Source organism: Pseudomonas sp. IT-232MI5 (assembly GCF_949767845.1).
Lineage (GTDB): Bacteria > Pseudomonadota > Gammaproteobacteria > Pseudomonadales > Pseudomonadaceae > Aquipseudomonas.
This window is the reverse complement of sequence record NZ_CATKQE010000058.1, coordinates 133,624-154,393: the sequence shown is the minus strand read 5'-3', so window position 1 is coordinate 154,393 and position 20,770 is coordinate 133,624. Positions and strand designations below refer to the sequence as shown.

Genomic DNA, 20,770 nt, shown 5'->3' with positions numbered 1-20,770 from the left:
CAACACGAGATTTCCAACATGATTATCCAGACGCAACAACAAGCAAGCGTTTTGACCCATGAAGCCACGCTGAAAAAACTGCTCAATGTAATGGGCAACCGGGACAAGGCAACCGTCGTTGCCCGATTCATCAGTGACGGATTGCTCAAAGCCGACCCGGTCAGACTTGACGGATTCCGTGCATTGTTCGATGAGGCGCTGCCCTACCAGTACTACATTGATCAATTGCTGGGCAAACTGGAAACGCTGGAGGATCTCTGCAAGCGAAAGCTGCGACAGGCGCTGCAGCAACAGTATGGAGGACGATTCAGTATCAACGACAGCATCAAGCTCAAACCCGCGACAGCCGTGGACGATGGCTCCCACACCTACACCTTGTTGCAGGCAGCGATGCTGAATTTTACGCAACAGGAAGCGGCTGCCGGTTACTTCTCGGACGACAGCGAGACCTTAACCAAAGTCGACGAAGAAGCGCCCGACGGCTCAACGCCTACTCAGATAACCGCACAAGCGTTTGCGCTATTGAGTCGCCAGCTAGATCTCGGGGGCGAATACAAGAAACACATATCCAGAACGTTCAGAGTCTCAAGTCTCGAATTGATCAGCCTGCGAATGCATAAAACAAACATGAAGCTCGCCGCCTACGGAAAATATTTCAGCAAACCGAACTTCCCTCTTTCTCGGCTTGTCACCCTGTTGAACCTCGCCAAAGGCAACGAAGACATTGTTTATGGTGACCTGTTCAACAACTCCAGAATCAAGCTGTATTCGATACAACTATTTGGCAAATACATGACAGATGCCGTATTGATAACCTGTCGCCAGACCGATCAATCGACGAAAGACAGCTACTACGTTTACATTCCCAATGATGCTGGCGACAGCTTTTACCAGGACGACAGTGAAGACCAGTGCAGGTATCGCCTGGCCGTCAACTTCGTTGCAAGTAAAGAACTGCAAGAACTGTTCATTTCGCAATTGACCCACCGCGAACAAAGTGACTTCCGGACATTGAACCTGGAAAGCCTTTCGTTCCTGGAAGACATCGCGTTCATCCCGCTGGAGACAGGCCTGTACAAACATCTTTTCGATCGCCATCTCGATAAGTTGACAGCAGATGCCGGGGAACTCGCGGTGGCGGTTGCCAATGTCAACGAGGCCGCCTACGCCAATCGCCGGGAGAATCAGGCGTCACTTATAAGCGCAGCCCATCTCAACAGCCCGAACGAGGACTTTAACAGGCGCTTGCGTATTTATGCCACGGATGAATTGCTGGCCCTCGTTTTCGCCAGCCTCGATCGTTGGACCGCCATCGAAAAACACGATGCGCTGTCTCGACTGGTGGATCTGAAAAAACGCCTGACCGCAACAGACTCCGCGAAGCCCGGTGCCCCCATAAACAGCGAAATGGCGGACGACTACTTCGGGCAGTTTGAGGTGCAGAAACATTTGCGCGAACAACCGGGCACTCTGCTGCACAAGCTGGAACCTGTTGCCTTATAACTTATCGTTCTAAAACTCCACTTACCGGGGCGGGTCAGTTTCTGAGTACCCGCTCTTCTGGCGAGGTACGGCTTGACCCCTCCCCAACGGAAAAACCGGTAAGGACTTTATGTGCGGATTAGCTGGCGAGTTACGCTTTGATCAACAACCTGCAGACCTTGCAGCGATCGAGAGAATCACCCATCACCTGGCCCCTCGCGGCCCCGACGCGTGGGGCTTCCATGCCCAAGGGCCGATTGCCCTGGGCCACCGTCGCCTGAAAATCATGGACCTGTCGGACGGCTCGGCGCAGCCGATGATCGACAGTCAACTTGGCCTTTCCCTGGCCTTCAACGGTGCGATCTACAACTTCCCCGAGCTGCGCGCCGAACTCGAAGCGCTGGGTTACGCGTTCTATTCCGGTGGCGACACCGAAGTGTTGCTCAAGGGCTACCACGCTTGGGGCGAAGCGCTGCTGCCCAAGCTCAACGGGATGTTCGCCTTCGCCATTTGGGAACGCGACGCCAAACGCCTGTTCATCGCCCGCGACCGTCTCGGCGTGAAGCCGTTGTACCTGTCGCGCACCGGCCAACGCCTGCGCTTTGCATCGGCCTTGCCGGCGTTGCTCAAGGGCGGCGACATCAACCCGATTCTCGATCCGGTGGCGCTCAATCACTATCTGAATTTCCACGCCGTGGTCCCGGCGCCGCGCACCTTGCTGGCCGGCATCGAAAAGCTGCCGCCAGCGACCTGGATGCGCGTTGAAGCCGACGGCAGCACCGAGCAGAAAACCTGGTGGACCCTGCCCTACGGCCCACACGACGACGAAAAAAATCTGACGCTGGAAGACTGGGTCGACCGCGTCCTCGACAGCACCCGCGAAGCGGTGGCGATTCGTCAACGTGCCGCTGTGGATGTCGGTGTGCTGCTGTCCGGCGGTGTCGACTCGAGCATGCTCGTCGGCCTGTTGCGTGAAGTCGGCGTCGAGAACCTCTCGACGTTCTCCATCGGTTTCCAGGATGCCGGCGGCGAACGCGGTGACGAGTTTCAGTATTCCGATCTGATTGCCAAGCACTACGGCACTCAGCATCACCAATTGCGCATCGACGAGAAAGAAATCATCGAGCAATTGCCCGCCGCGTTCCGCGCGATGAGCGAACCGATGGTCAGTCACGACTGTATTGCGTTCTATCTGCTGTCGCGTGAAGTGGCCAAGCACTGCAAGGTTGTGCAGAGCGGCCAGGGCGCAGACGAATTGTTCGCCGGTTATCACTGGTACCCGCAAGTCGACGGCGCTGCCGATCCTTACGCGGCTTATCGCAACGCGTTTTTCGACCGCAGCTACGACGACTACGCCGCCACCGTGCAACCGCAGTGGCTGACTGCGCATGACGCGGCCGGTGACTTCGTCAAAGAGCATTTCGCCCAGCCCGGCGCCGACGCGGCGGTGGACAAAGCCCTGCGTCTGGACAGCACGGTGATGCTGGTCGACGATCCGGTCAAACGCGTCGACAACATGACCATGGCCTGGGGCCTGGAAGCGCGTACGCCGTTTCTCGACTACCGACTGGTCGAACTCTCGGCCCGCGTACCCGGCAAATTCAAGCTGCCCGATGGCGGTAAACAAGTGCTGAAAGAAGCTGCTCGCCGAGTGATTCCGAGCGAAGTGATCGACCGTAAAAAAGGCTATTTCCCGGTGCCCGGCCTCAAGCACTTGCAGGGCGATACGCTGAACTGGGTGCGCGAACTGCTGCTTGATCCGAGTCAGGATCGCGGCCTGTTCAACCCGGCCATGCTCGACAAATTGCTGACCGATCCGCAAGGCCAACTGACGCCGTTACGCGGTTCGAAGCTGTGGCAACTGGCGGCCCTGAACCTGTGGCTCAGTGAACAAGGAATCTGATTGATGAAACCCCACGCCACGGCCATCAACCAACGGCTGATACGCGGTCAGACACCGTCCTATGAACGCTTGCAGGCACGTCTGGCCGAAGACGGCAGCACGCTGGCCGCCGAGCCGATTGCGCTGCATTGCGGCTGGGGCCGGTTGCTGATCGGCCACACGTTTCCCGACCCGGCATCACTGGCGCAGGAACTGCTGAAAGAGCAGCCCGGCGAGCGCGACATTGCCTTGTATGTCGCCGCGCCGCAGCAGATTCTTGGCCTGGAACCGACGCAACTGTTTCTCGACCCGTCGGACACCTTGCGCCTTTGGTTCAGCGATTACCGCCAGGCCACCCGAGTGTTTCGCGGCTTTCGCATCCGCCGTGCACAGAGTGAGGCGGACTGGCAAGCGATCAACCAGTTGTATCAGGCGCGCGGCATGTTGCCGATCGATGCCACGCGGCTGACCCCGCACCATCAGGGCGGCCCGGTGTACTGGTTGGCCGAGGACGAAGACAGCGGCGCGGTGATCGGCAGCGTCATGGGCCTGAACCATCAAAAAGCCTTCAACGACCCGGAAAACGGCAGCAGCCTGTGGTGCCTGGCGGTTGATCCGCAGTGCTCGCGCCCGGGTGTCGGCGAAGTGCTGGTGCGGCATCTGATCGAACACTTCATGAGTCGCGGCCTGAGTTATCTCGACCTGTCGGTGTTGCACGACAACCGTCAGGCGAAAAACCTCTACGCCAAGCTCGGTTTTCGCAATCTGTCGACCTTCGCCATCAAGCGCAAGAACGGCATCAATCAGCCGCTGTTTCTCGGCCCCGGGCCGGAGGCGCAGTTCAATCCGTATGCGCGGATCATCGTTGAAGAAGCGCATCGGCGCGGTATTGATGTGCAAGTGGACGACGCCGATGCCGGCCTGTTCACCCTCAGTCATGGCGGGCGCCGGGTGCGTTGCCGTGAATCGCTGAGCGACCTGACCAGCGCGATCAGCATGAGTCTGTGTCAGGACAAAAGCCTCACGCACAAAGTGCTCAAAGGCGCCGGGTTGAACCTGCCCTCGCAGCAATTGGCGGGCAATGCCGACGACAATCTGGCCTTCCTCGACGAGCATCAACGGGTGGTGGTCAAGCCGCTCGACGGAGAACAAGGTCAAGGCGTGGCGGTGGATTTGCAAAGCATCGAAGAGGTGCAGCAAGCCATCGAATCGGCGAAGCAGTTTGATAGCCGCGTGCTGCTGGAAAGCTTCCACGAAGGGCTTGATCTGCGGATTCTGGTGATTGGCTTTGAAGTGGTGGCCGCGGCGATTCGCAAGCCTGCCGAAGTGGTTGGCGATGGTCAGCATTCGGTGGGCGCATTGATCGAGGCGCAGAGTCGGCGTCGGCAAGCGGCCACCAGCGGTGAGAGCAAGATCCCGCTGGACCACGAGACCCAGCGCACCTTGCATGCAGCGGGTTATGACTACAGCAGCATTCTGCCGGCCGGTGAGCATTTGTTTGTGCGGCGTACGGCGAATTTGCACACCGGCGGCACGCTGGAAGATGTCACGGCGATTCTGCATCCGACCCTGGTCGATGCCGCCGTGCGCGCGGCACGGGCGCTGGATATTCCGATGGTCGGCCTCGATCTGATGGTGCCGGCGGCGGATCAGCCCGAGTACGTGTTTATCGAGGCCAACGAGCGCGCCGGGCTGGCCAACCATGAACCGCAGCCGACGGCGGAGCGATTTGTCGATTTGTTGTTTCCGCACAGTCAGCCGGTTGTCTCTTGATTCTCTAGTGACTGAACCGACGCCATCGCTGGCAAGCCAGCTCCCACAAGTTTTGCGGTACACACAAAAACTGTGGGAGCTGGCTTGCCAGCGATGAGGCCCGATCAAGCAACACAAAACTTTCCTCATCGAAACCATCGGTGTGCTCAACCCATCAGGAGTTTCCATGACCACGCAAATCCCCGAACCGGATCTCAACTACCTGCAAAAAGTACTGCTGGAAATGCTCGCCATTCCCAGCCCTACCGGGTTTACCGACACCATCGTGCGCTATGTCGCCGAGCGTCTGGAAGAACTCGGCATTCCGTTCGAAATGACCCGGCGCGGCACCATTCGCGCCACGCTCAAAGGCAAGAAGAATAGCCCCGATCGCGCCGTCTCGGCGCACCTCGACACCATCGGCGCGGCGGTCCGCGCGATCAAAGATAACGGGCGTCTGACCCTCGCCCCGGTCGGCTGCTGGTCGAGCCGTTTTGCCGAGGGCAGCCGTGTCAGCCTGTTCACCGACAACGGCGTGATTCGCGGCAGTGTGTTGCCGCTGATGGCCTCCGGGCACGCGTTCAATACCGCCGTGGACGAGATGCCAATCAGTTGGGATCACGTTGAACTGCGCCTGGACGCTTACTGTGCGACCAAGGCCGACTGCGACTCGCTGGGCATCAGCATCGGTGACGTGGTCGCCTTCGATCCGCTGCCGGAATTCACCGAAAGCGGTCACATCAGCGCCCGTCACCTCGATGACAAGGCCGGGGTTGCAGCGCTGCTGGCGGCACTCAAAGCCATCGTCGACAGCGGCCAGGAACTGATGATCGACTGCCATCCGCTGTTTACCATCACCGAAGAGACCGGCAGCGGCGCGGCAGCGGCATTGCCGTGGGACGTCAGCGAATTCGTCGGCATCGACATCGCACCGGTCGCTCCGGGGCAGCACTCCAGCGAGCATGCGGTGAGTGTGGCGATGCAGGATTCCGGCGGGCCGTACGACTATCACCTGTCGCGACATTTGCTCAAATTGGCCAGCGAGAACGAGTTGCCGGTGCGCCGCGACCTGTTCCGCTATTACTTCAGCGATGCGCATTCGGCGGTGACTGCAGGCCACGACATCCGCACTGCCCTGCTCGCGTTTGGTTGCGATGCGACCCATGGTTATGAGCGTACGCACATCGACAGCCTGGCGGCACTCAGTCGCTTGCTGGGGGCTTACATCTTGAGTCCGCCGGTGTTTGCCAGTGATGCAGCGCCGGCGAATGCTTCGCTGGATCGCTTCAGTCATCAGATTGAACATGACACGCAAATGGAGAGCGATACGCGGGTGCCGTCGGTGGACAGTCTGGTGGGGCAGCGTTCCGATACTTGATCCGGCTTTGTGATGACAGGACTGGCCCCATCGCTGGCAAGCCAGCTCCCACAGGTATCGGAGGTGTACACAAATTTGTGTTGCCCCAATTACTGTGGGAGCTGGCTTGCCAGCGATGAGGTCGGCATAGGCAACACAAAACTGGCAGGCAAACCGCAATCGCCGTAGCATCCCGCCATTGATTCAGCCGAGGTGCCCATGCTCATTCCCCACGACCAACTTGAAGTCGACACCCTCACCCGCCTCATCGAAGATTTCGTCACCCGCGACGGCACCGACAACGGCGATGACACGCCGCTGGAAACCCGTGTGCTGCGCGTGCGTCAGGCCTTGACCAAAGGCCAGGCGCTGATCGTCTTCGACCCGGAAAGCGAGCAATGTCAGTTGATGCTCAAACACGATGTGCCCAAGCATCTGTTCGATTGAATGCCTAGCGGAGCTTTTCGGTGGCCTGCTTGCGCTTGATCCGGTCATAGACCTCCGCGCGGTGCACATTGACCTTTTGCGGGGCCTCGACGCCAAAGCGCACGCTGGAGCCGTTCACCGACAGCACGCGCAGGGAAATGTCGTCGCCGATTGAAATCAACTCACCAACAACACGGCTGAGTACAAGCATGAGATTCGTCCTTCAGGGTTAGCGAACCCTGAAGATGCGCGGCTTGCCGCGGCTCTACAATGCATGGCGGGCAAATCAGTTTTGCCTTACAGCCATGCTCGCATCAAGCCGTCAGACGTTTCCGACAAATACCCCTCACGCCGCAGAAAATCGCGGCCCGAACAGAATCACGCTAGCGCCGATCACGCACAGCGCCACGCCGATCCAGTCCGAACTCAAGGGACGCACCCGCTCGACCACCATCAGCCAGCCAATCGACGCGACGATGTAGATCCCGCCATACGCGGCATAGGCACGCCCCGCGTAGTTAGCTTCAACGCGGGTCAGCAGCAGTGCGAACAGGGTCAGACTGAGCAGCGCAGGAATCACCCACAACGCACTTTTGCCTTGGCGCAGCCACATGAAGAAGGCGAAGCAACCGGCGATTTCAAACAGCGCCGCGAGGAAGAACCACAAGTAATTGAGCATTGATGCGTCTCGACAGGGTGACCATTGCGGCCACCCTAACGACGCGGTCTGCTACGGGCAAGCTCAGCCGTTGTTCTGTTTGGCTTTGGCGCGCATTTTTTCCGCCATGGAGGTCATTTCGTTATAGAGCAGTTGCGGGTTCTTCTGCTTGAGCGCCCAAGCCATCCGGCCTTGTTCGTGGGGCAGAATCATGAACTCGCCGGCGGCCACTTGCTGATAGATGTAATCGGCGATGTCCGCCGCGCTGATCGGCGAACTTTCCAGCAACTTGCCGACCTGCGCTTTCATCGCCGGGGTGGGACCACGGAACGAATCCAGCAAGTTGGTCTGGAAGAACGACGGACACACCACGTGCACGCCTACTTCCTGCTGCGCCAGCTCGATCAGCAAGCTTTCCGACAACGCCACCACCCCGGCCTTGGCCACGTTGTAGTTGCTCATGGCCGGGCCTTGCATCAATGCCGCCATCGAGGCGATGTTGATAATCTTGCCTTTGCTTTGCTCCAGCAGCGGCAGGAACGCCTTGCAGCCCTTGACCACGCCCATCAGGTTGATCGCGATCTGCCAGTCCCAGTCTTCCAGCGACAGCTCGCTGAAGAAACCGCCCGAGGCAACACCGGCGTTGTTGACGATGATGTCGATGCCGCCGAGCTTCTCTTCGCAGGCCTGGGCGAAGGCGGTGAGCTGGCTGTAATCACGCACATCGCAGCGCTGAATGAACCCGTCGCCACCGGCCTCGCGGACCATTTTCAGGGTTTCCTGCAGGCCGGGTTCGCTGACATCGGACAAGGCCAGTTGCCAGCCTTCACGCGCCCAGCGCAGCGCGATTTCGCGACCCAGGCCCGAGCCCGCACCAGTGATCATCATGCGATTTTGCATAGCAAACAGCCTTGTTGTTCCGGGGAAGATGCGCCGAGTGTAGCGAAGGATCGGCGCGCGCCCACGCTCCATCAAGTTGCTGAATGCAAGATCAAAAGATCGCAGCCTTCGGCAGCTCCTACATCGAACTCCTGTAGGAGCTGCCGAAGGCTGCGATCTTTTGATCTTGTGCTTCAAAGGAAATAAACAAGCAATCCAAATACATTAAAAAAACATTGAATTTTCTTTCACGCGCACCGGTCGGAATTTGTAAGCCGTCTGGAATTACTTAGTCTCCAGTCGCCCTTGAATACCAAGACTTCTCGAACACTATCAACAAGGAAATCGACATGGGCACAATTCTTATCATTATCCTGATCCTGTTGCTGATCGGTGGTCTGCCGGTCTTCCCGCACTCCAGAAGTTGGGGTTACGGTCCATCGGGGATTATCGGCGTGGTGTTGGTGGTGCTGTTGGTGCTGCTGTTACTCGGTCGGATATAACGATGTAACCGGCAAAAAAAAGAGGCCCTGTTCAGGGCCTCTTTTTTATTGCGCGGATTTTACTGGCAGTGAGCGATCAATCCGGTTTGCCGTGAATGACGCCAGCGGTGTTATCCATCAGGCTTTTGGTCGCCGTTTGCAGGAACGCTTCGAGTTTGAGTTTCAACTCGGCAGTGCGCGGTGCATTTGGAATGACTTCGGCGTGCGGGTTGGCACCTAGCTGGTACTGCCACATCTTCGGCCCCATGTCCTTGTCTCTTGGCAACACCAGGATCTGGTCGGCGGTGACGATGGCGGTCGTCTGCTCACTGCCCGACGGTTTGATCACACCGAAACCGGTGTCGCCTTCCGGCAGATTGAGCAAATCGCGGCCCCAGCACTGATGACGCACTTCGCCACCGAGACGGCCCATGATGGTCGGCACGATGTCGATCTGCGTGCCCACGGTGTGGTCACGGGTACCGAACTTCTCCTGGATGCCCGGTGCAATCATCAGCATCGGTACGTTGAAGCGGCCCAGGTCCATTTCGGTGATCTGGCGCTCGTTGCCGAAGCCGTGGTCGCCGACGATGACGAACAGGGTTTCCTTGAAGTACGGCTCTTTGCGCGCCTTCTCGAAGAACTGACCCAGTGCCCAGTCGGAGTAGCGCATGGCGGTCAAGTGTTCGTTGAGGCTGCCACGGTCAGTCACGCGCTCGACCGGCAATGGCGTCGGCAAGGCGTATGGCGTGTGGTTGGACAGGGTTTGCAGCAGCGCGTAGAACGGCTTGCCGTTTTCCCGCGCCTTGAGCTCCTGCAGACCACGGTCGAACATGTCCTGGTCGGACACGCCCCAGGTCGGATCGGAGAACACCGGGTTGACGAAGTCATTACGGCCAACGAAGTTGGTCATGCCCTGGTTGCTGAAGAAGCCCGACTGGTTGTCCCAGGCGAAGTCGCCGTTGTAGACGTATACGTCGTCGTAGTCGCGGGCGCTGAGCACCTGCGGCAGGCCGGACAGCTTGTGGCTGCCTTCCGGGGTCTGCATCAGGTATTCGAAACCTGGCAGGTTGGGGAAGCAGGCCATGGTCGCGAACATGCCCTGATGGGTGTGCGTACCGTTGGAGAAGAAGCGGTCGAACAGCAGACCTTCCTTCGACAGTTTGTCCAGGTATGGCGTGATGTTGCCTGGCGCGCCCAATGCACCGACCGAGTGACCGGCCATGCTTTCCATCAGGATCACTACAACGTTCTTGATCGGCAGGGTCTTGTCGGCCGGCGGCGTGTAATCACGGCGCACGGCGGCAATATCGGCATCGACCAGTTTGTCGTCAGGCATCAGCAGCATATCGCGCACGACTTTCTGCGCTTGCTCCTGCGGTAACGTCGCTTTCCAGATATTGTCGCGATCTTCGCCCATGCGCGACTTGGCAGCCTCGATCAGCGACAGCGTGGCGTTGAGGCCAAGCTGGTTGGCGAAGTTGGAATCGGTGGTGTAGACGTCACCCCAACGCATCGGCGGGCCTTGACGCAGAGTGCCACGAGCGGCAACCACGCAAATCAGCAAGCAGACCACGAACACCGCAAGACGGGTGTACCACGGCGCAACTTGACGGGTGCTGACGCTGCCGCCACTGAACGGTCCGCGCGGACGCGTGGCACGGTCGGCACCTTTGAACGCCAGGGTGAGGATGACAGTGCCGATGACCCATCCCAGCAGATAGCGAACCACCGGGAAACCGTACCAGAGCATGCTCATCACGGTTTTCGGGTCTTCTTTCACGTACTGGAACACCAGACCGTTGAGGCGCTGGTGGAACTCACGATAGAAGTCCATCTCCATCAGGCCAAGGAACAGCGCGATGCTTGAGGCGATGGTCAGCCACAGGCGGAAGAAACCGCGAGCGGCCATGGCGCGGGCACTGAACAGTGCCAGCACCAGCGGAATGCACACGTAAACCACCAGGCGCAGGTCGAAACGCAGGCCGTTGGCGAAGGCTTCGAGGAAGGTCGAAGCCGGAGTGTCGAGGATCATCTCGCGGTTGTAGACCAGCAGCGCGAGGCGCAGCACGGAAAACATCACCATCATGACCAGCGCGCAAAGCAGCGTGTAGGCCAGATGCGATTTGACGGTCGGTTGCAGCAGGCGAGCAGAAGATCGCTGCTGATTCAGGGCGTCCGGGTTTGCCATGTCGTTTTAGAACCCATTGGAAGTTGAAGTTGCAAAAAATACAGCGGCGCCATGCCCTCTATTGGTCATTCCAGACCCCGGGGCGTGCGCGGTGCGCAAATGTTGCACGATCACCTGCACCATTGCCATTGATTACTGCCCCGCCGCCAGACACTTTCATCTAGAGCCATGGCAAACCGGGAAAGCGTGCAAACAGCGCGGGCGAATTGTCAGGAACACTTTGTGAAAATTTCGTGCAACGCATATCTGGAAACACAATATAGCGAGAAAACAAAACGCCCCGTATCGGTCGGGGCGTTTTGTGTAGAGCGCGCTTCTTACTTCTCGGCGCGTTCTTTCAGAGCTTTCAAGGTGTTGAACGGCGCATCGACGACGAACTTGTTGGCCACCATTGCCGGCACGCTACCGCCTGGCTCGGTGTGCACCTGATAAGTCACTTCAACCTGGTCGCCCTTGGGCACGAACTTCCAGAAGCCTTTGACCTGCTGAACGCGGACAAAGCCCTTTTCTTCCGGCATGTACGTCGGCAAGCCTTCCAGATTGCGGGTCAGGCTGCCATCGGCGCCTTCAACGGTGGTCACCTTCAGCACCGAGTCACGCGGAGTAACTGGCCAAGGCGTGTTGAACTGGGTGTAGGTCCAGCTCTGATCGCCTTCGTGCTTGAGCAGTTTCTGGGTCTTGCATTCGTGAATCCAGGCGCACGCGCCGGAGACATCTTCCTGCAGTGCGCGCAGTTTGGCGACGGTGGTTTTCATCAGCACAACGCCCTGGTAGGACTTGTAGTCCGAACCCGGCACTTCACTGAGGGACACCTTGATACCGTCCTCGTTCTTGGCGACTTTCCAGTCTTCAGCCTGAGCGACGGACGTGGCCAGCACAGCGGTCAAACCACACAACACAGCGATACGATGCAGCGAACCCATAGTCTTATTCCTTATTGTTGAAGTTCCGTTCGTTTGACACATCACGCCGCCGTCATTTGCTCCCACCAGCCGATCAGCCTGATCGCTTCTTCCGAGCTGCTGCCGCAGACCTCGACATCCGCAGCAAAGCCCGAACAGACTGCCGGACGCTCCGGGCGGCCGAAAATGCTGCACAGGTTTTCGACCGAAAGCTGCACGCAACGTTCGCCGGCGGGTTTGCCATCAGGCATGCCGGGAATCGGCGAACTGATGGAAGGGGCAATGCAGCAAGCGCCACAGCCTTCACGGCATTTCATGACGAACAATTCCTCGCGACGGGCGATGTGTAAAAGAGACGCGGAACAGAGTAACCGCTAAAACGGCTGTTTCAAATTGCCTGAACCGGGGTTTTTAGCGATAACTCAATGTGACTGACCAGTCTCCGACAAAGCGTCTGGTCTGCGGGTCACAGATGGGTTGGTTTTACTGTTTGAATTCGAAATCCAGCGCCGCGCCTTCGACTTCGCGGCGCTCTTCGTTGCGCAGTTGCAACTGCATTTCGTTGCTGAGCAAGCGGCCGTTGAGCTGGAATCCGTTGTTTTTCTCGCCAAACATCTGCGGCAGGATCGGCTCGCGCTTGGGCAATTCAACCGTGCCCTTGGGCTTCAGTTCCTGGACCATGTCCTTGGGCAGGCTCAAATCGAGTTTTGCCGGCGGCAACTTGGCTTTCACCACTTCGCTGGCAGGCTTCGATTTGGAAGTGATCGGCTTGCGTTTCTTGATGACTTTTTGCTGGGCTTTCTTCGCGGGAACGGCCTTTGGCGCAGACGTGGCTTTTTTAGCGGCACTCGTCGCAGCCGGTTTTTCCTGAACTGCAGCGGCCACGGCTCCAGGCGCATGACCGATCATCAGCAAACCCAGCAACACCCAAGCGGCAGGAAAAATCGCTTTCATGGACCCAACGACACTAACGGCAGAGGGCCATATGCTCGCTTGTTGGACGCGACAAGACAAGCGTCACCCACCGCTCGTTCAGAATCCGCCAGCGGTTTCCTGACACAGTTGCGTCGCCAGCATGCCCAAGGTCATCAGCGCCCGCTCCGCCTCGCGGTTCCACGGAATCCCGCAGTTCAGGCGAATACAGTGGTTGAACTGCTCGGTATTACTGAAGATCAGCCCCGGGGCAATACTGATACCCTGCTGCAACGCGCGAACGTGCAACTCCTGGGTATTGACCCTCCCCGGCAAGCTCACCCAGAGGATGAAACCGCCCGTGGGCCGGGTCATTTGCGTGCCTTCGGGGAAGTACTGCTGCACCGCCAACTGGAAGGCGCTGAGGTTTTTCCGGTATTCCTGGCGGATGTACCGTAAATGCCGGTCATAACCGCCGTTTTCCAGATAAGCGGCAATCGCCATCTGCGTCACGCTGCACGCCGAATGGGTGCTGAAGGTCTGCAAGCGCTGGATTTCCTGCTGATACTTGCCGGCGATCATCCAGCCGATGCGCACACCGGGTGACAAGGTTTTGGAGAAACTCGAGCAGTAGATCACCCGATCCAGTCGGTCATACGCCTTGAGCGCTTTGGTCTTGCCTTGCTCGAACATCAGTTCGCCATAGATATCATCTTCGACAATCTGAATATCGAAATCAGAAGCCAGGCGCAGCAACTGTTTCTGCCGCTCTTCGGGCATGGTGCCGCCCAGCGGATTGCTCAGTCGCGTGGTCAGCACCAACGCTTTGATCGACCATTGGTTGGCCGCCAGTTGCAGGGCTTCGAGGCTCATGCCAGTCGCGGGATCGCTCGGAATCTCGATGACTTTCAGGCCGAGCAGATCGGCCAGTTGCAGCAATCCGTAATAGGTCGGCGATTCGGCGGCGATCAGATCACCCGGGCGGGTCAGTACGCGCAACGACATCTGCAAGGCATCGACGCAACCGTGGGTGATCACCACTTCTGACGGATCGACCACCACACCAGCATCGCGCATGCGGATCGCCACCTGGCGGCGCAGCGGCTCAAAACCGGGGCTGAACATGTAACTGAAAGCACGCGGGCTATGGAAGCGCGTGACCTTGGCCAGTTGCTGATGCAGTGCGCGCACCGGCAAGTAGTCGACACTCGGCACAGCCGCGCCGAGCGGAAACACGCCTTCTCGGCGTGATTCGACCAACACCTGTTGAATGATGCTGCTGCGGGTAACCAAGCCTGGCCGTTCGACCCGGGCGATGTCCGGCGTCGGCGCCGTCAGTGCAGGTGTCTGGTGCACGTAATACCCGGACTGCGGGCGCGCCCTAATCAAGCCCTGATCTTCGAGATTGGCGTAAGCCTGCAACACCGTCGCATGGCTGACGTTGAGCTGCGAACTCATCTTGCGCACCGAAGGCACGCGCTCCCCCGGTTGATAGACACCACGACGGATATCTTCGGCCAGTTGCTGAGCAATACGTTGGTAGAGCAAGAGATTGGTCATGACGCAGCACTCGATTTCACGGGCATTTTATTCTTGTGTGAAACAATACCGGAACAGTTTAGAAGTGTACTGGGACAGTTGTCACATTACTCGACCATACAGTGCGGTGTCTGCCCCCGACTGTACTGATTTGCGGGCTATTCGACAGACGTAAAAAAGCCCGGCACTGCATGACAGTCCGGGCTTTCCAGAGACGCAGCCCTCAGCGGGCGGCGCCGAGCTGGCCTTTTTCATCGGAGAAGACAATTTCCACACGACGATTCTGCGCCCGCCCACGCTCGGAAGCATTGGCGTCCACCGGGTATTCGTCGCCGTAGCCTTCGGCCTGAATGCGCTTGTCGTCGATGCCCAGATCTATCAACACATCCGCGACCGATTGCGCGCGATCACGAGACAACTTGAGGTTTTCCTGTTTGCCACCGGTACTGTCGGTGTACCCCTCGATACGCACCACGCGTTTGGGGTTCAATTGCAGGAACTGGACGATCTTCAGCACCACGCGGTTGGCCGAGTTTTTCAGCTCCGCTTCACCGGTGTCGAACAGCACATCACCGAGGGTCATTACCAGACCACGGTCGGTCTGCGTGGTGGCCAGTGCGACGATCTGTTCTTCCAGCCATTTGCCCTGCTGCTGCACGCTGAGCAACTTGGATTCACGCAGGGCCAGTTGCAAGCGCTGACGCTCTAGCTCCAGTTTGGCTGCGCGCTCTTCGTTGAGCACCTGATTGGTGTGCTCGCGGGCGATTTCGCTGTAACGCTGGCTCAGGTAGGCGTAATGCACCACGTCGGAGCCGCTGCCCCAGTAGGTCGACAGGCGATCGGCACGGGCCAGCGACTCACCGGCGCGGATCACGTCTTTCGGCGCGATGCGCAGCACATTGGAATCTTCCTTGACCTTCTGGAAGTCGGCGCTGGCCTCTTGCAGTGCGGATTCGCTGTGTTGACCGGCGCAGCCGTACAAGCTGGCGCAACCGGCAAGTATCAGACCGCCGAGGACTTTGGATTTGAGGCTCATTGGGCATCTCCCAGTTGCTTGCGCAGACGGACGATGCGGGTGTTGAGCACATTCAGCTGTTCTTCACTTTTTTGCGTCAACACTTTGGCTTCGGCCAGACGAGCATCCAGTTCAGCCTGTTCCGAACGCATGCGCGCGTTGCGGTAGGACTCGTCCGCCATGTTGCCTTTGGCGCGGTTGTACTTGGTTTCGGCCAGTTTCATTTCCGGCACTTCGTCAGCAGTGGCGCCAACAGCCTTGGCCTGGATTATGGCTTGCTCGGTCAGGCGCATTTGTTCAACGGGTGCCGGATCGGTCGCGCAACCGGCCAGGGCCAGAACGGCCATCGCCGCGAAAAGAGGTCGAATACTCACTAAGAATCCCTACTGTTTTGGGGCACTGACGGGTTGTTGCGGCTGTTGCTGCTGCGCCTTCCAGCGCTCGATGTTGCGTTGCAGCGCGGCTTCCGTCAGTCCGGACGCGGGCAATTCTGTCATCTTTTTGGCCAACTGTCCGCGCAACCACGGATCGTTACATGCCGAGTTATGCGAAACCGCAAGAAACAGCCCCGGGCGGTCGACGGGGTGCTCGAACGCCAGCAGGTCATTGGTCATGCCCAATGCCTGCGCGGCGGCCATGCCTGAGTAGCGGCCGGCGAGTACATATTCCACTTCACCGAGGAGCAATTTCTGCAGGGCCTGAGTGAGGTTGGCTGTCCGTGTCAGGGTCAGATTCTGCTCGGCGAAAACGCCGAATGCCTGGGTCATGCGAGACTTTTCCGACATCGCACCGGTGTGGCCATGCAAGTCTTTGGCCTCGCTATAGACCAGTGTCGAGCCTTTACGCGTCCACACCAGATAGTCGTTTTCCAGCAGCGGTGGATAGATGTAGTCGAAGTTTTCCAGTTCATTGAAGGTCAGCGGCGCATCGGCCAGCATGTCCATGCGCCCGCTGCGAACTTCATCGAGGGCTTGCGAGCGTTTGCCGGCGTAGAGCAGTTCGACTTTGATGCCGAGGTCTTTGGCGACTTGTTGCAACAGGTCGGCACTGGCGCCGATCAACTGCTTGGGATTCTGCGGGTCCTGCCACAGGTACGGCGGCGCATCCGGGCTGCCGGTGACGACGAGGCGCTCGCACTTGCCCGCGGCCGTGGCCAAACCCGGCAACAGAGCCAATCCCAGCAATACCGAGTAATGCAATCCGCAGCGCAGATCCATGGCAAAAAGCTCCCACTCAAATCCCAGACAAAAAAAAGCCCGACCAAAAGGTCGGGCTCTTTATAAGTGAAGCCGCTGGATTAGACCAGCTTCTCCAGCTCAGGTACGGCTTCGAACAGATCCGCCACCAGACCGTAATCGGCCACCTGGAAGATCGGCGCTTCTTCGTCCTTGTTGATCGCAACGATCACTTTGGAGTCTTTCATACCGGCCAGGTGCTGGATCGCGCCGGAGATACCGACGGCGATGTACAGCTGTGGCGCAACGATCTTGCCGGTCTGACCGACCTGCATGTCGTTCGGTACGAAACCTGCGTCGACGGCGGCGCGCGAAGCACCCACCGCAGCGCCCAGCTTGTCGGCCAGAGCGTACAGGTGTTTGAAGTTGTCGCCGTTCTGCATGCCGCGGCCGCCGGAAACGACGATCTTGGCTGCGGTCAGCTCTGGACGATCGGATTTGGCCAGTTCTTCGCCAACGAAGCTCGAAGTGCCCGCGTCGTGTGCAGCGCCAACGGCTTCAACAGCAGCCGAACCACCTTCAGCAGCTACCGGATCGAAACCGGTAGCACGCACGGTAATCACTTTGATCGCAGCGGTGGACTGCACGGTAGCGATGGCGTTACCGGCGTAGATCGGACGCTTGAAGGTATCAGCGCTTTCAACCGAGATGATCTCGGAGATCTGGTCAACGTCGAGCTGCGCAGCAACGCGCGGCAGGATGTTTTTGCCGTTGGAGGTAGCGGCAGCCAGGATGTGGCTGTAACCAGCGCCAAGCTCAGCTACCAGTGGAGCAACGTTTTCCGGCAGCTGATGCGCGTAAGCGGCGTTATCAGCGTTGAGGACTTTGCTCACGCCTGCGATTTTCGCAGCGGCTTCAGCCACGGCGCCAGCGCCTTGGCCGGCAACCAGAACGTGGATGTCGCCGCCGATTTTGGCCGCAGCAGCCACGGTGTTCAGTGTGGCCGGGGCCAGCACTTTGTTGTCGTGTTCAGCAATAACCAAGATAGTCATTTAGATTACCTTCGCTTCGTTTTTCAGTTTCTCGACCAGTTCAGCCACCGACTTGACCTTGATACCTGCGCTGCGTGCAGCCGGCGCTTCGACTTTCAGGGTCTTGTTGGTGGAGGCGGTGGAAACGCCCAAAGCGTCCGGAGTCAGCACTTCGAGAGGCTTCTTCTTGGCTTTCATGATGTTTGGCAGGGACGCGTAGCGCGGCTCGTTCAAACGCAGGTCGGTGGTGACGATTGCCGGCAGTTTCAGCGAAACAGTCTGCGCGCCGCCGTCGATTTCGCGAGTCACGGCAACGCTGTCGCCGGAGACTTCGACTTTCGAGGCGAACGTGCCCTGACCGTAGCCGCTCAGTGCAGCGAGCATCTGGCCGGTCTGGTTGTTGTCGCTGTCGATGGCCTGTTTGCCAAGGATCACCAGTTGCGGCTGTTCCTTGTCGACCACAGCCTTGAGCAGCTTGGCCACGGCGAGCGAGGTCAGATCTTCAGCGGATTCGACGAGGATGGCACGGTCGGCACCCAGAGCCAGTGCGGTACGCAGCTGCTCCTGAGCGGTGGTCGGGCCGATGGAGACGACGACGATTTCAGTCGCAACACCTTTCTCTTTCAGGCGTACGGCTTCTTCCACTGCGATTTCGCAGAACGGGTTCATCGACATCTTGACGTTGGCGAGATCGACGCCGGAATTGTCCGCCTTGACGCGAACCTTGACGTTGTAATCCACAACGCGTTTGACAGCTACAAGAACCTTCATGGATTCCTCGTTACTCTCCGGTGAAAAGAAAGTCGCCTAGGCGAACCTGGCGGTTGATGCTCATCAGGCTAAAAGGGCACCTCTAAAAACGCCGACCGGGGTGCGAAGTGATTCCACGATGTGAAGGGGGTGCGACCGTTCGTCAGTGGTGACCGACAAGTCATTGATCCTCACGCTGTGTAAACTGCGCGCCAGACTGCGCTGCGCAGCACTCTCGACCACCTGTGCCCTGCCTTTAGACGTGCTCTTGAAACCGCCAGTCTGCCTACGACGAGCGCAAAACCGACCGTATCTTGACCGGAACGCCTATTCCGGTCAATACAGCAAAATGACCATTCATAAGCCGCGCTTCTTTGATTTCTCTGGGCTGGAGCCGATTCAAACAAACGTTTGTATTGGACGCTCGGAGTGGTGTAGATATAATGCGCCGCCTAGAGAGAAAGGTCTGTTCTCCAATATTCCCCTTGACGTTAACGTAAAGGAATAGCGGATGCGACATCAAACCTCCAAATTAGAAAAAAAACTGTTGAGCCTTGAGTAGGAGATAGCCTGTGGAACGCGAATACATGGAATTCGACGTGGTCATCGTCGGTGCCGGCCCCGCTGGCCTGTCCGCCGCCTGCCGTCTGAAGCAGAAGGCCGCCGAAGCCGGTAAGGAAATCAGCGTCTGCGTGGTCGAAAAAGGCTCCGAAGTCGGCGCACACATCCTCTCCGGTGCCGTGTTCGAACCACGCGCTCTGAACGAGTTGTTCCCAGACTGGAAAGAACTCGGCGCGCCGCTGAACACTCCGGTCACCCGCGACGATATTTTTGTCCTGAAAAACGCCGAAAGCGCGCAGAAAATTCCTGACTTCTTTGTGCCCAAGACCATGCACAACGAAGGCAACTACATTATTTCCCTCGGCAACCTGTGCCGCTGGCTCGCCCAGCAGGCCGAGAACCTCGGCGTAGAAATCTACCCGGGCTTCGCCGCTCAGGAAGCACTGATCGACGAGCAAGGCGTGGTGCGCGGGATCATCACCGGTGATCTGGGCGTCGACCGCGAAGGCAATCCGAAAGAAGGCCTGTACACCCCGGGCATGGAACTGCGTGGCAAATACACGCTGTTCGCCGAAGGTTGCCGTGGCCACATCGGCAAGCAGCTGATCAAGCGCTACAACCTCGACAGCGATGCCGACGCTCAGCACTACGGCATCGGCCTGAAAGAAATCTGGGAGATCGACCCGGCCAAACACCAGCCAGGCCTGGTGGTGCACACCGCCGGTTGGCCGCTGGACATCATGGGCACCGAGAACACCGGCGGTTCGTTCCTCTATCACCTGGAAAACAACCAAGTGGTGGTTGGTCTGATCGTCGATCTTTCCTACAGCAACACCTACCTGTCGCCGTTCGACGAGTTCCAGCGCCTCAAGCATCACCCGGTGCTGGCGCAGTACCTGGAAGGCGGCAAGCGCATCAGCTACGGCGCCCGCGCGATCTGCAAAGGTGGCCTGAACTCGCTGCCGAAAATGGTCTTCAAGGGTGGCGCGCTGATCGGTTGCGACCTCGGCACCCTGAACTTCGCCAAGATCAAAGGTAGCCACACTGCGATGAAGTCCGGCATGCTCGCCGCTGAATCGGTGGCTGACGCGCTGTTCGCGGAAAAGGACGGCACTGAAGAGCTGACCACTTACGTCGACGCGTTCAAGAAGAGCTGGCTCTACGACGAACTGTTCGCCAGCCGTAACTTCGGCCCGGCGATCCACAAATTCGGCGCCATCGTTGGCGGCGGTTTCAACTGGCTCGATCAAAACATCTTCGGCGGCAAACTGCCGTTCACCCTGCACGACACCAAGCCGGATTACGCTTGCCTCAAGCTCGCGGCCGACTGCAAGAAGATCGATTATCCGAAGCCGGACGGTAAACTCAGCTTCGACAAGCTCAGCTCGGTGTTCATCTCCGGTACCAACCATGAAGAAGAACAACCTTGCCACTTGAAGCTGACCGACCCGAGCATCCCGATCAGCAAGAACCTGCCGCTGTACGACGAACCGGCACAGCGCTACTGCCCGGCCGGTGTGTACGAAGTGATCACCAAGGAAGACGGCGAGAAGCGCTTCCAGATCAATGCGCAGAACTGCGTGCACTGCAAGACCTGTGACATCAAGGACCCTGCGCAGAACATCACCTGGGTCACGCCGGAAGGCGCTGGTGGCCCGACTTATCCGAACATGTAAGTCGACCCGCTGAACATCAAGGCTCCCGATTTGGGGGCCTTTTTGTTGCCCAAAATTTAGTGCATCGCATCACCCCCTGTGGGAGCTGGCTTGCCAGCGA

At 58.5% G+C, this 20,770-nt stretch carries 20 protein-coding genes; 7 read left to right on the top strand and 13 right to left on the bottom strand.

The window, feature by feature from the left end:
• Positions 1 to 18 precede the first annotated feature (18 nt).
• From ACM6JQ_RS24035 to ACM6JQ_RS24015, 5 genes are all read left to right on the top strand, one after another.
• A complete protein-coding gene (locus ACM6JQ_RS24035) occupies positions 19 to 1,503 on the top strand; it encodes a dermonecrotic toxin domain-containing protein (RefSeq protein WP_414894777.1) in 1,485 nt (494 codons plus the stop codon).
• A 109-nt stretch (positions 1,504 to 1,612) separates the two neighbouring features.
• Positions 1,613 to 3,385: an N-acetylglutaminylglutamine amidotransferase gene (locus tag ACM6JQ_RS24030; RefSeq protein WP_414894776.1), complete on the top strand. Its 1,773-nt coding sequence runs from the start codon at positions 1,613 to 1,615 to the stop codon at positions 3,383 to 3,385.
• Positions 3,386 to 3,388: 3 nt separating this feature from the next.
• Positions 3,389 to 5,137 (top strand): N-acetylglutaminylglutamine synthetase, encoded by a 1,749-nt coding sequence (ngg, locus tag ACM6JQ_RS24025; RefSeq protein ID WP_414894775.1) that lies wholly within the window; start codon positions 3,389 to 3,391, stop codon positions 5,135 to 5,137.
• A gap of 166 nt (positions 5,138 to 5,303) precedes the next feature.
• Positions 5,304 to 6,494, top strand: coding sequence for an osmoprotectant NAGGN system M42 family peptidase (locus ACM6JQ_RS24020; protein ID WP_007949948.1), 1,191 nt, complete (start codon positions 5,304 to 5,306; stop codon positions 6,492 to 6,494).
• Positions 6,495 to 6,692: 198 nt separating this feature from the next.
• A complete protein-coding gene (locus tag ACM6JQ_RS24015) occupies positions 6,693 to 6,920 on the top strand; it encodes a YheU family protein (protein ID WP_003199186.1) in 228 nt (75 codons plus the stop codon).
• Positions 6,921 to 6,924: 4 nt separating this feature from the next.
• On the opposite strand, the gene csrA is transcribed toward ACM6JQ_RS24015, so the two are convergent.
• The 3 genes from csrA to ACM6JQ_RS24000 all read right to left on the bottom strand — a co-directional run bounded on the left by csrA (position 6,925) and on the right by ACM6JQ_RS24000 (position 8,457).
• Positions 6,925 to 7,110 carry a carbon storage regulator CsrA gene (gene csrA, locus ACM6JQ_RS24010; protein ID WP_007908359.1) on the bottom strand — a complete coding sequence of 62 codons (186 nt, stop codon included), beginning with the start codon at positions 7,108 to 7,110 and terminating at the stop codon, positions 6,925 to 6,927.
• 135 nt (positions 7,111 to 7,245) lie between these two features.
• A complete protein-coding gene (locus ACM6JQ_RS24005) occupies positions 7,246 to 7,578 on the bottom strand; it encodes a YnfA family protein (protein WP_007908357.1) in 333 nt (110 codons plus the stop codon).
• Between the two features lie 63 nt (positions 7,579 to 7,641).
• Positions 7,642 to 8,457, bottom strand: coding sequence for an SDR family oxidoreductase (locus ACM6JQ_RS24000; protein ID WP_007908355.1), 816 nt, complete (start codon positions 8,455 to 8,457; stop codon positions 7,642 to 7,644).
• 323 nt (positions 8,458 to 8,780) lie between these two features.
• On the opposite strand from ACM6JQ_RS24000, the gene ACM6JQ_RS23995 reads away from it, so the two are divergent.
• Positions 8,781 to 8,939: a DUF3309 family protein gene (locus ACM6JQ_RS23995; RefSeq protein WP_169432680.1), complete on the top strand. Its 159-nt coding sequence runs from the start codon at positions 8,781 to 8,783 to the stop codon at positions 8,937 to 8,939.
• 76 nt (positions 8,940 to 9,015) lie between these two features.
• On the opposite strand, the gene ACM6JQ_RS23990 is transcribed toward ACM6JQ_RS23995, so the two are convergent.
• From ACM6JQ_RS23990 to ACM6JQ_RS23945, 10 genes are all read right to left on the bottom strand, one after another.
• Positions 9,016 to 11,109, bottom strand: coding sequence for an LTA synthase family protein (locus ACM6JQ_RS23990; RefSeq protein ID WP_123375490.1), 2,094 nt, complete (start codon positions 11,107 to 11,109; stop codon positions 9,016 to 9,018).
• A gap of 317 nt (positions 11,110 to 11,426) precedes the next feature.
• Complete coding sequence (locus ACM6JQ_RS23985) at positions 11,427 to 12,032, bottom strand: START domain-containing protein (RefSeq protein WP_414894774.1); 606 nt, start codon at positions 12,030 to 12,032, stop codon at positions 11,427 to 11,429.
• 41 nt (positions 12,033 to 12,073) lie between these two features.
• Positions 12,074 to 12,328 carry a YkgJ family cysteine cluster protein gene (locus ACM6JQ_RS23980; RefSeq protein WP_007908349.1) on the bottom strand — a complete coding sequence of 85 codons (255 nt, stop codon included), beginning with the start codon at positions 12,326 to 12,328 and terminating at the stop codon, positions 12,074 to 12,076.
• A gap of 166 nt (positions 12,329 to 12,494) precedes the next feature.
• A complete protein-coding gene (locus ACM6JQ_RS23975; RefSeq protein WP_414894773.1) occupies positions 12,495 to 12,965 on the bottom strand; it encodes a translation initiation factor 2 in 471 nt (156 codons plus the stop codon).
• Between the two features lie 78 nt (positions 12,966 to 13,043).
• A complete protein-coding gene (locus ACM6JQ_RS23970) occupies positions 13,044 to 14,483 on the bottom strand; it encodes a PLP-dependent aminotransferase family protein (protein WP_007908347.1) in 1,440 nt (479 codons plus the stop codon).
• 202 nt (positions 14,484 to 14,685) lie between these two features.
• On the bottom strand, positions 14,686 to 15,498 hold the full coding sequence (locus ACM6JQ_RS23965; RefSeq protein ID WP_414894772.1) for an OmpA family protein: 813 nt from the start codon (positions 15,496 to 15,498) through the stop codon (positions 14,686 to 14,688).
• Positions 15,495 to 15,851: a DUF4398 domain-containing protein gene (locus tag ACM6JQ_RS23960; protein ID WP_176472319.1), complete on the bottom strand. Its 357-nt coding sequence runs from the start codon at positions 15,849 to 15,851 to the stop codon at positions 15,495 to 15,497. The genes ACM6JQ_RS23965 and ACM6JQ_RS23960 overlap by 4 nt, the downstream gene beginning before the upstream one ends.
• 9 nt (positions 15,852 to 15,860) lie before the next feature.
• Positions 15,861 to 16,694, bottom strand: a complete 834-nt coding sequence (locus ACM6JQ_RS23955) for a substrate-binding periplasmic protein (protein ID WP_414894771.1) — start codon at positions 16,692 to 16,694, stop codon at positions 15,861 to 15,863.
• An 80-nt stretch (positions 16,695 to 16,774) separates the two neighbouring features.
• Positions 16,775 to 17,704, bottom strand: a complete 930-nt coding sequence (locus ACM6JQ_RS23950; RefSeq protein ID WP_007908340.1) for an electron transfer flavoprotein subunit alpha/FixB family protein — start codon at positions 17,702 to 17,704, stop codon at positions 16,775 to 16,777.
• Positions 17,705 to 18,454, bottom strand: coding sequence for an electron transfer flavoprotein subunit beta/FixA family protein (locus ACM6JQ_RS23945; protein WP_007908338.1), 750 nt, complete (start codon positions 18,452 to 18,454; stop codon positions 17,705 to 17,707).
• Positions 18,455 to 19,005: 551 nt separating this feature from the next.
• Between ACM6JQ_RS23945 and ACM6JQ_RS23940 the strand changes: the two genes are divergently transcribed.
• Positions 19,006 to 20,670 carry an electron transfer flavoprotein-ubiquinone oxidoreductase gene (locus tag ACM6JQ_RS23940; RefSeq protein ID WP_007908336.1) on the top strand — a complete coding sequence of 555 codons (1,665 nt, stop codon included), beginning with the start codon at positions 19,006 to 19,008 and terminating at the stop codon, positions 20,668 to 20,670.
• Positions 20,671 to 20,770: the final 100 nt, after the last annotated feature.

Coding starts and splice junctions, on each gene's coding strand:
- ACM6JQ_RS24035 (WP_414894777.1), top strand. CDS start 19: ATGATTATCCAGACGCAACAACAAGCAAGCGTTTTGACCCATGAAGCC.
- ACM6JQ_RS24030 (WP_414894776.1), top strand. CDS start 1,613: ATGTGCGGATTAGCTGGCGAGTTACGCTTTGATCAACAACCTGCAGAC.
- ngg (WP_414894775.1), top strand. CDS start 3,389: ATGAAACCCCACGCCACGGCCATCAACCAACGGCTGATACGCGGTCAG.
- ACM6JQ_RS24020 (WP_007949948.1), top strand. CDS start 5,304: ATGACCACGCAAATCCCCGAACCGGATCTCAACTACCTGCAAAAAGTA.
- ACM6JQ_RS24015 (WP_003199186.1), top strand. CDS start 6,693: ATGCTCATTCCCCACGACCAACTTGAAGTCGACACCCTCACCCGCCTC.
- csrA (WP_007908359.1), bottom strand. CDS start 7,110: ATGCTTGTACTCAGCCGTGTTGTTGGTGAGTTGATTTCAATCGGCGAC.
- ACM6JQ_RS24005 (WP_007908357.1), bottom strand. CDS start 7,578: ATGCTCAATTACTTGTGGTTCTTCCTCGCGGCGCTGTTTGAAATCGCC.
- ACM6JQ_RS24000 (WP_007908355.1), bottom strand. CDS start 8,457: ATGCAAAATCGCATGATGATCACTGGTGCGGGCTCGGGCCTGGGTCGC.
- ACM6JQ_RS23990 (WP_123375490.1), bottom strand. CDS start 11,109: ATGGCAAACCCGGACGCCCTGAATCAGCAGCGATCTTCTGCTCGCCTG.
- ACM6JQ_RS23985 (WP_414894774.1), bottom strand. CDS start 12,032: ATGGGTTCGCTGCATCGTATCGCTGTGTTGTGTGGTTTGACCGCTGTG.
- ACM6JQ_RS23980 (WP_007908349.1), bottom strand. CDS start 12,328: ATGAAATGCCGTGAAGGCTGTGGCGCTTGCTGCATTGCCCCTTCCATC.
- ACM6JQ_RS23975 (WP_414894773.1), bottom strand. CDS start 12,965: ATGAAAGCGATTTTTCCTGCCGCTTGGGTGTTGCTGGGTTTGCTGATG.
- ACM6JQ_RS23970 (WP_007908347.1), bottom strand. CDS start 14,483: ATGACCAATCTCTTGCTCTACCAACGTATTGCTCAGCAACTGGCCGAA.
- ACM6JQ_RS23965 (WP_414894772.1), bottom strand. CDS start 15,498: ATGAGCCTCAAATCCAAAGTCCTCGGCGGTCTGATACTTGCCGGTTGC.
- ACM6JQ_RS23955 (WP_414894771.1), bottom strand. CDS start 16,694: ATGGATCTGCGCTGCGGATTGCATTACTCGGTATTGCTGGGATTGGCT.
- ACM6JQ_RS23950 (WP_007908340.1), bottom strand. CDS start 17,704: ATGACTATCTTGGTTATTGCTGAACACGACAACAAAGTGCTGGCCCCG.
- ACM6JQ_RS23945 (WP_007908338.1), bottom strand. CDS start 18,454: ATGAAGGTTCTTGTAGCTGTCAAACGCGTTGTGGATTACAACGTCAAG.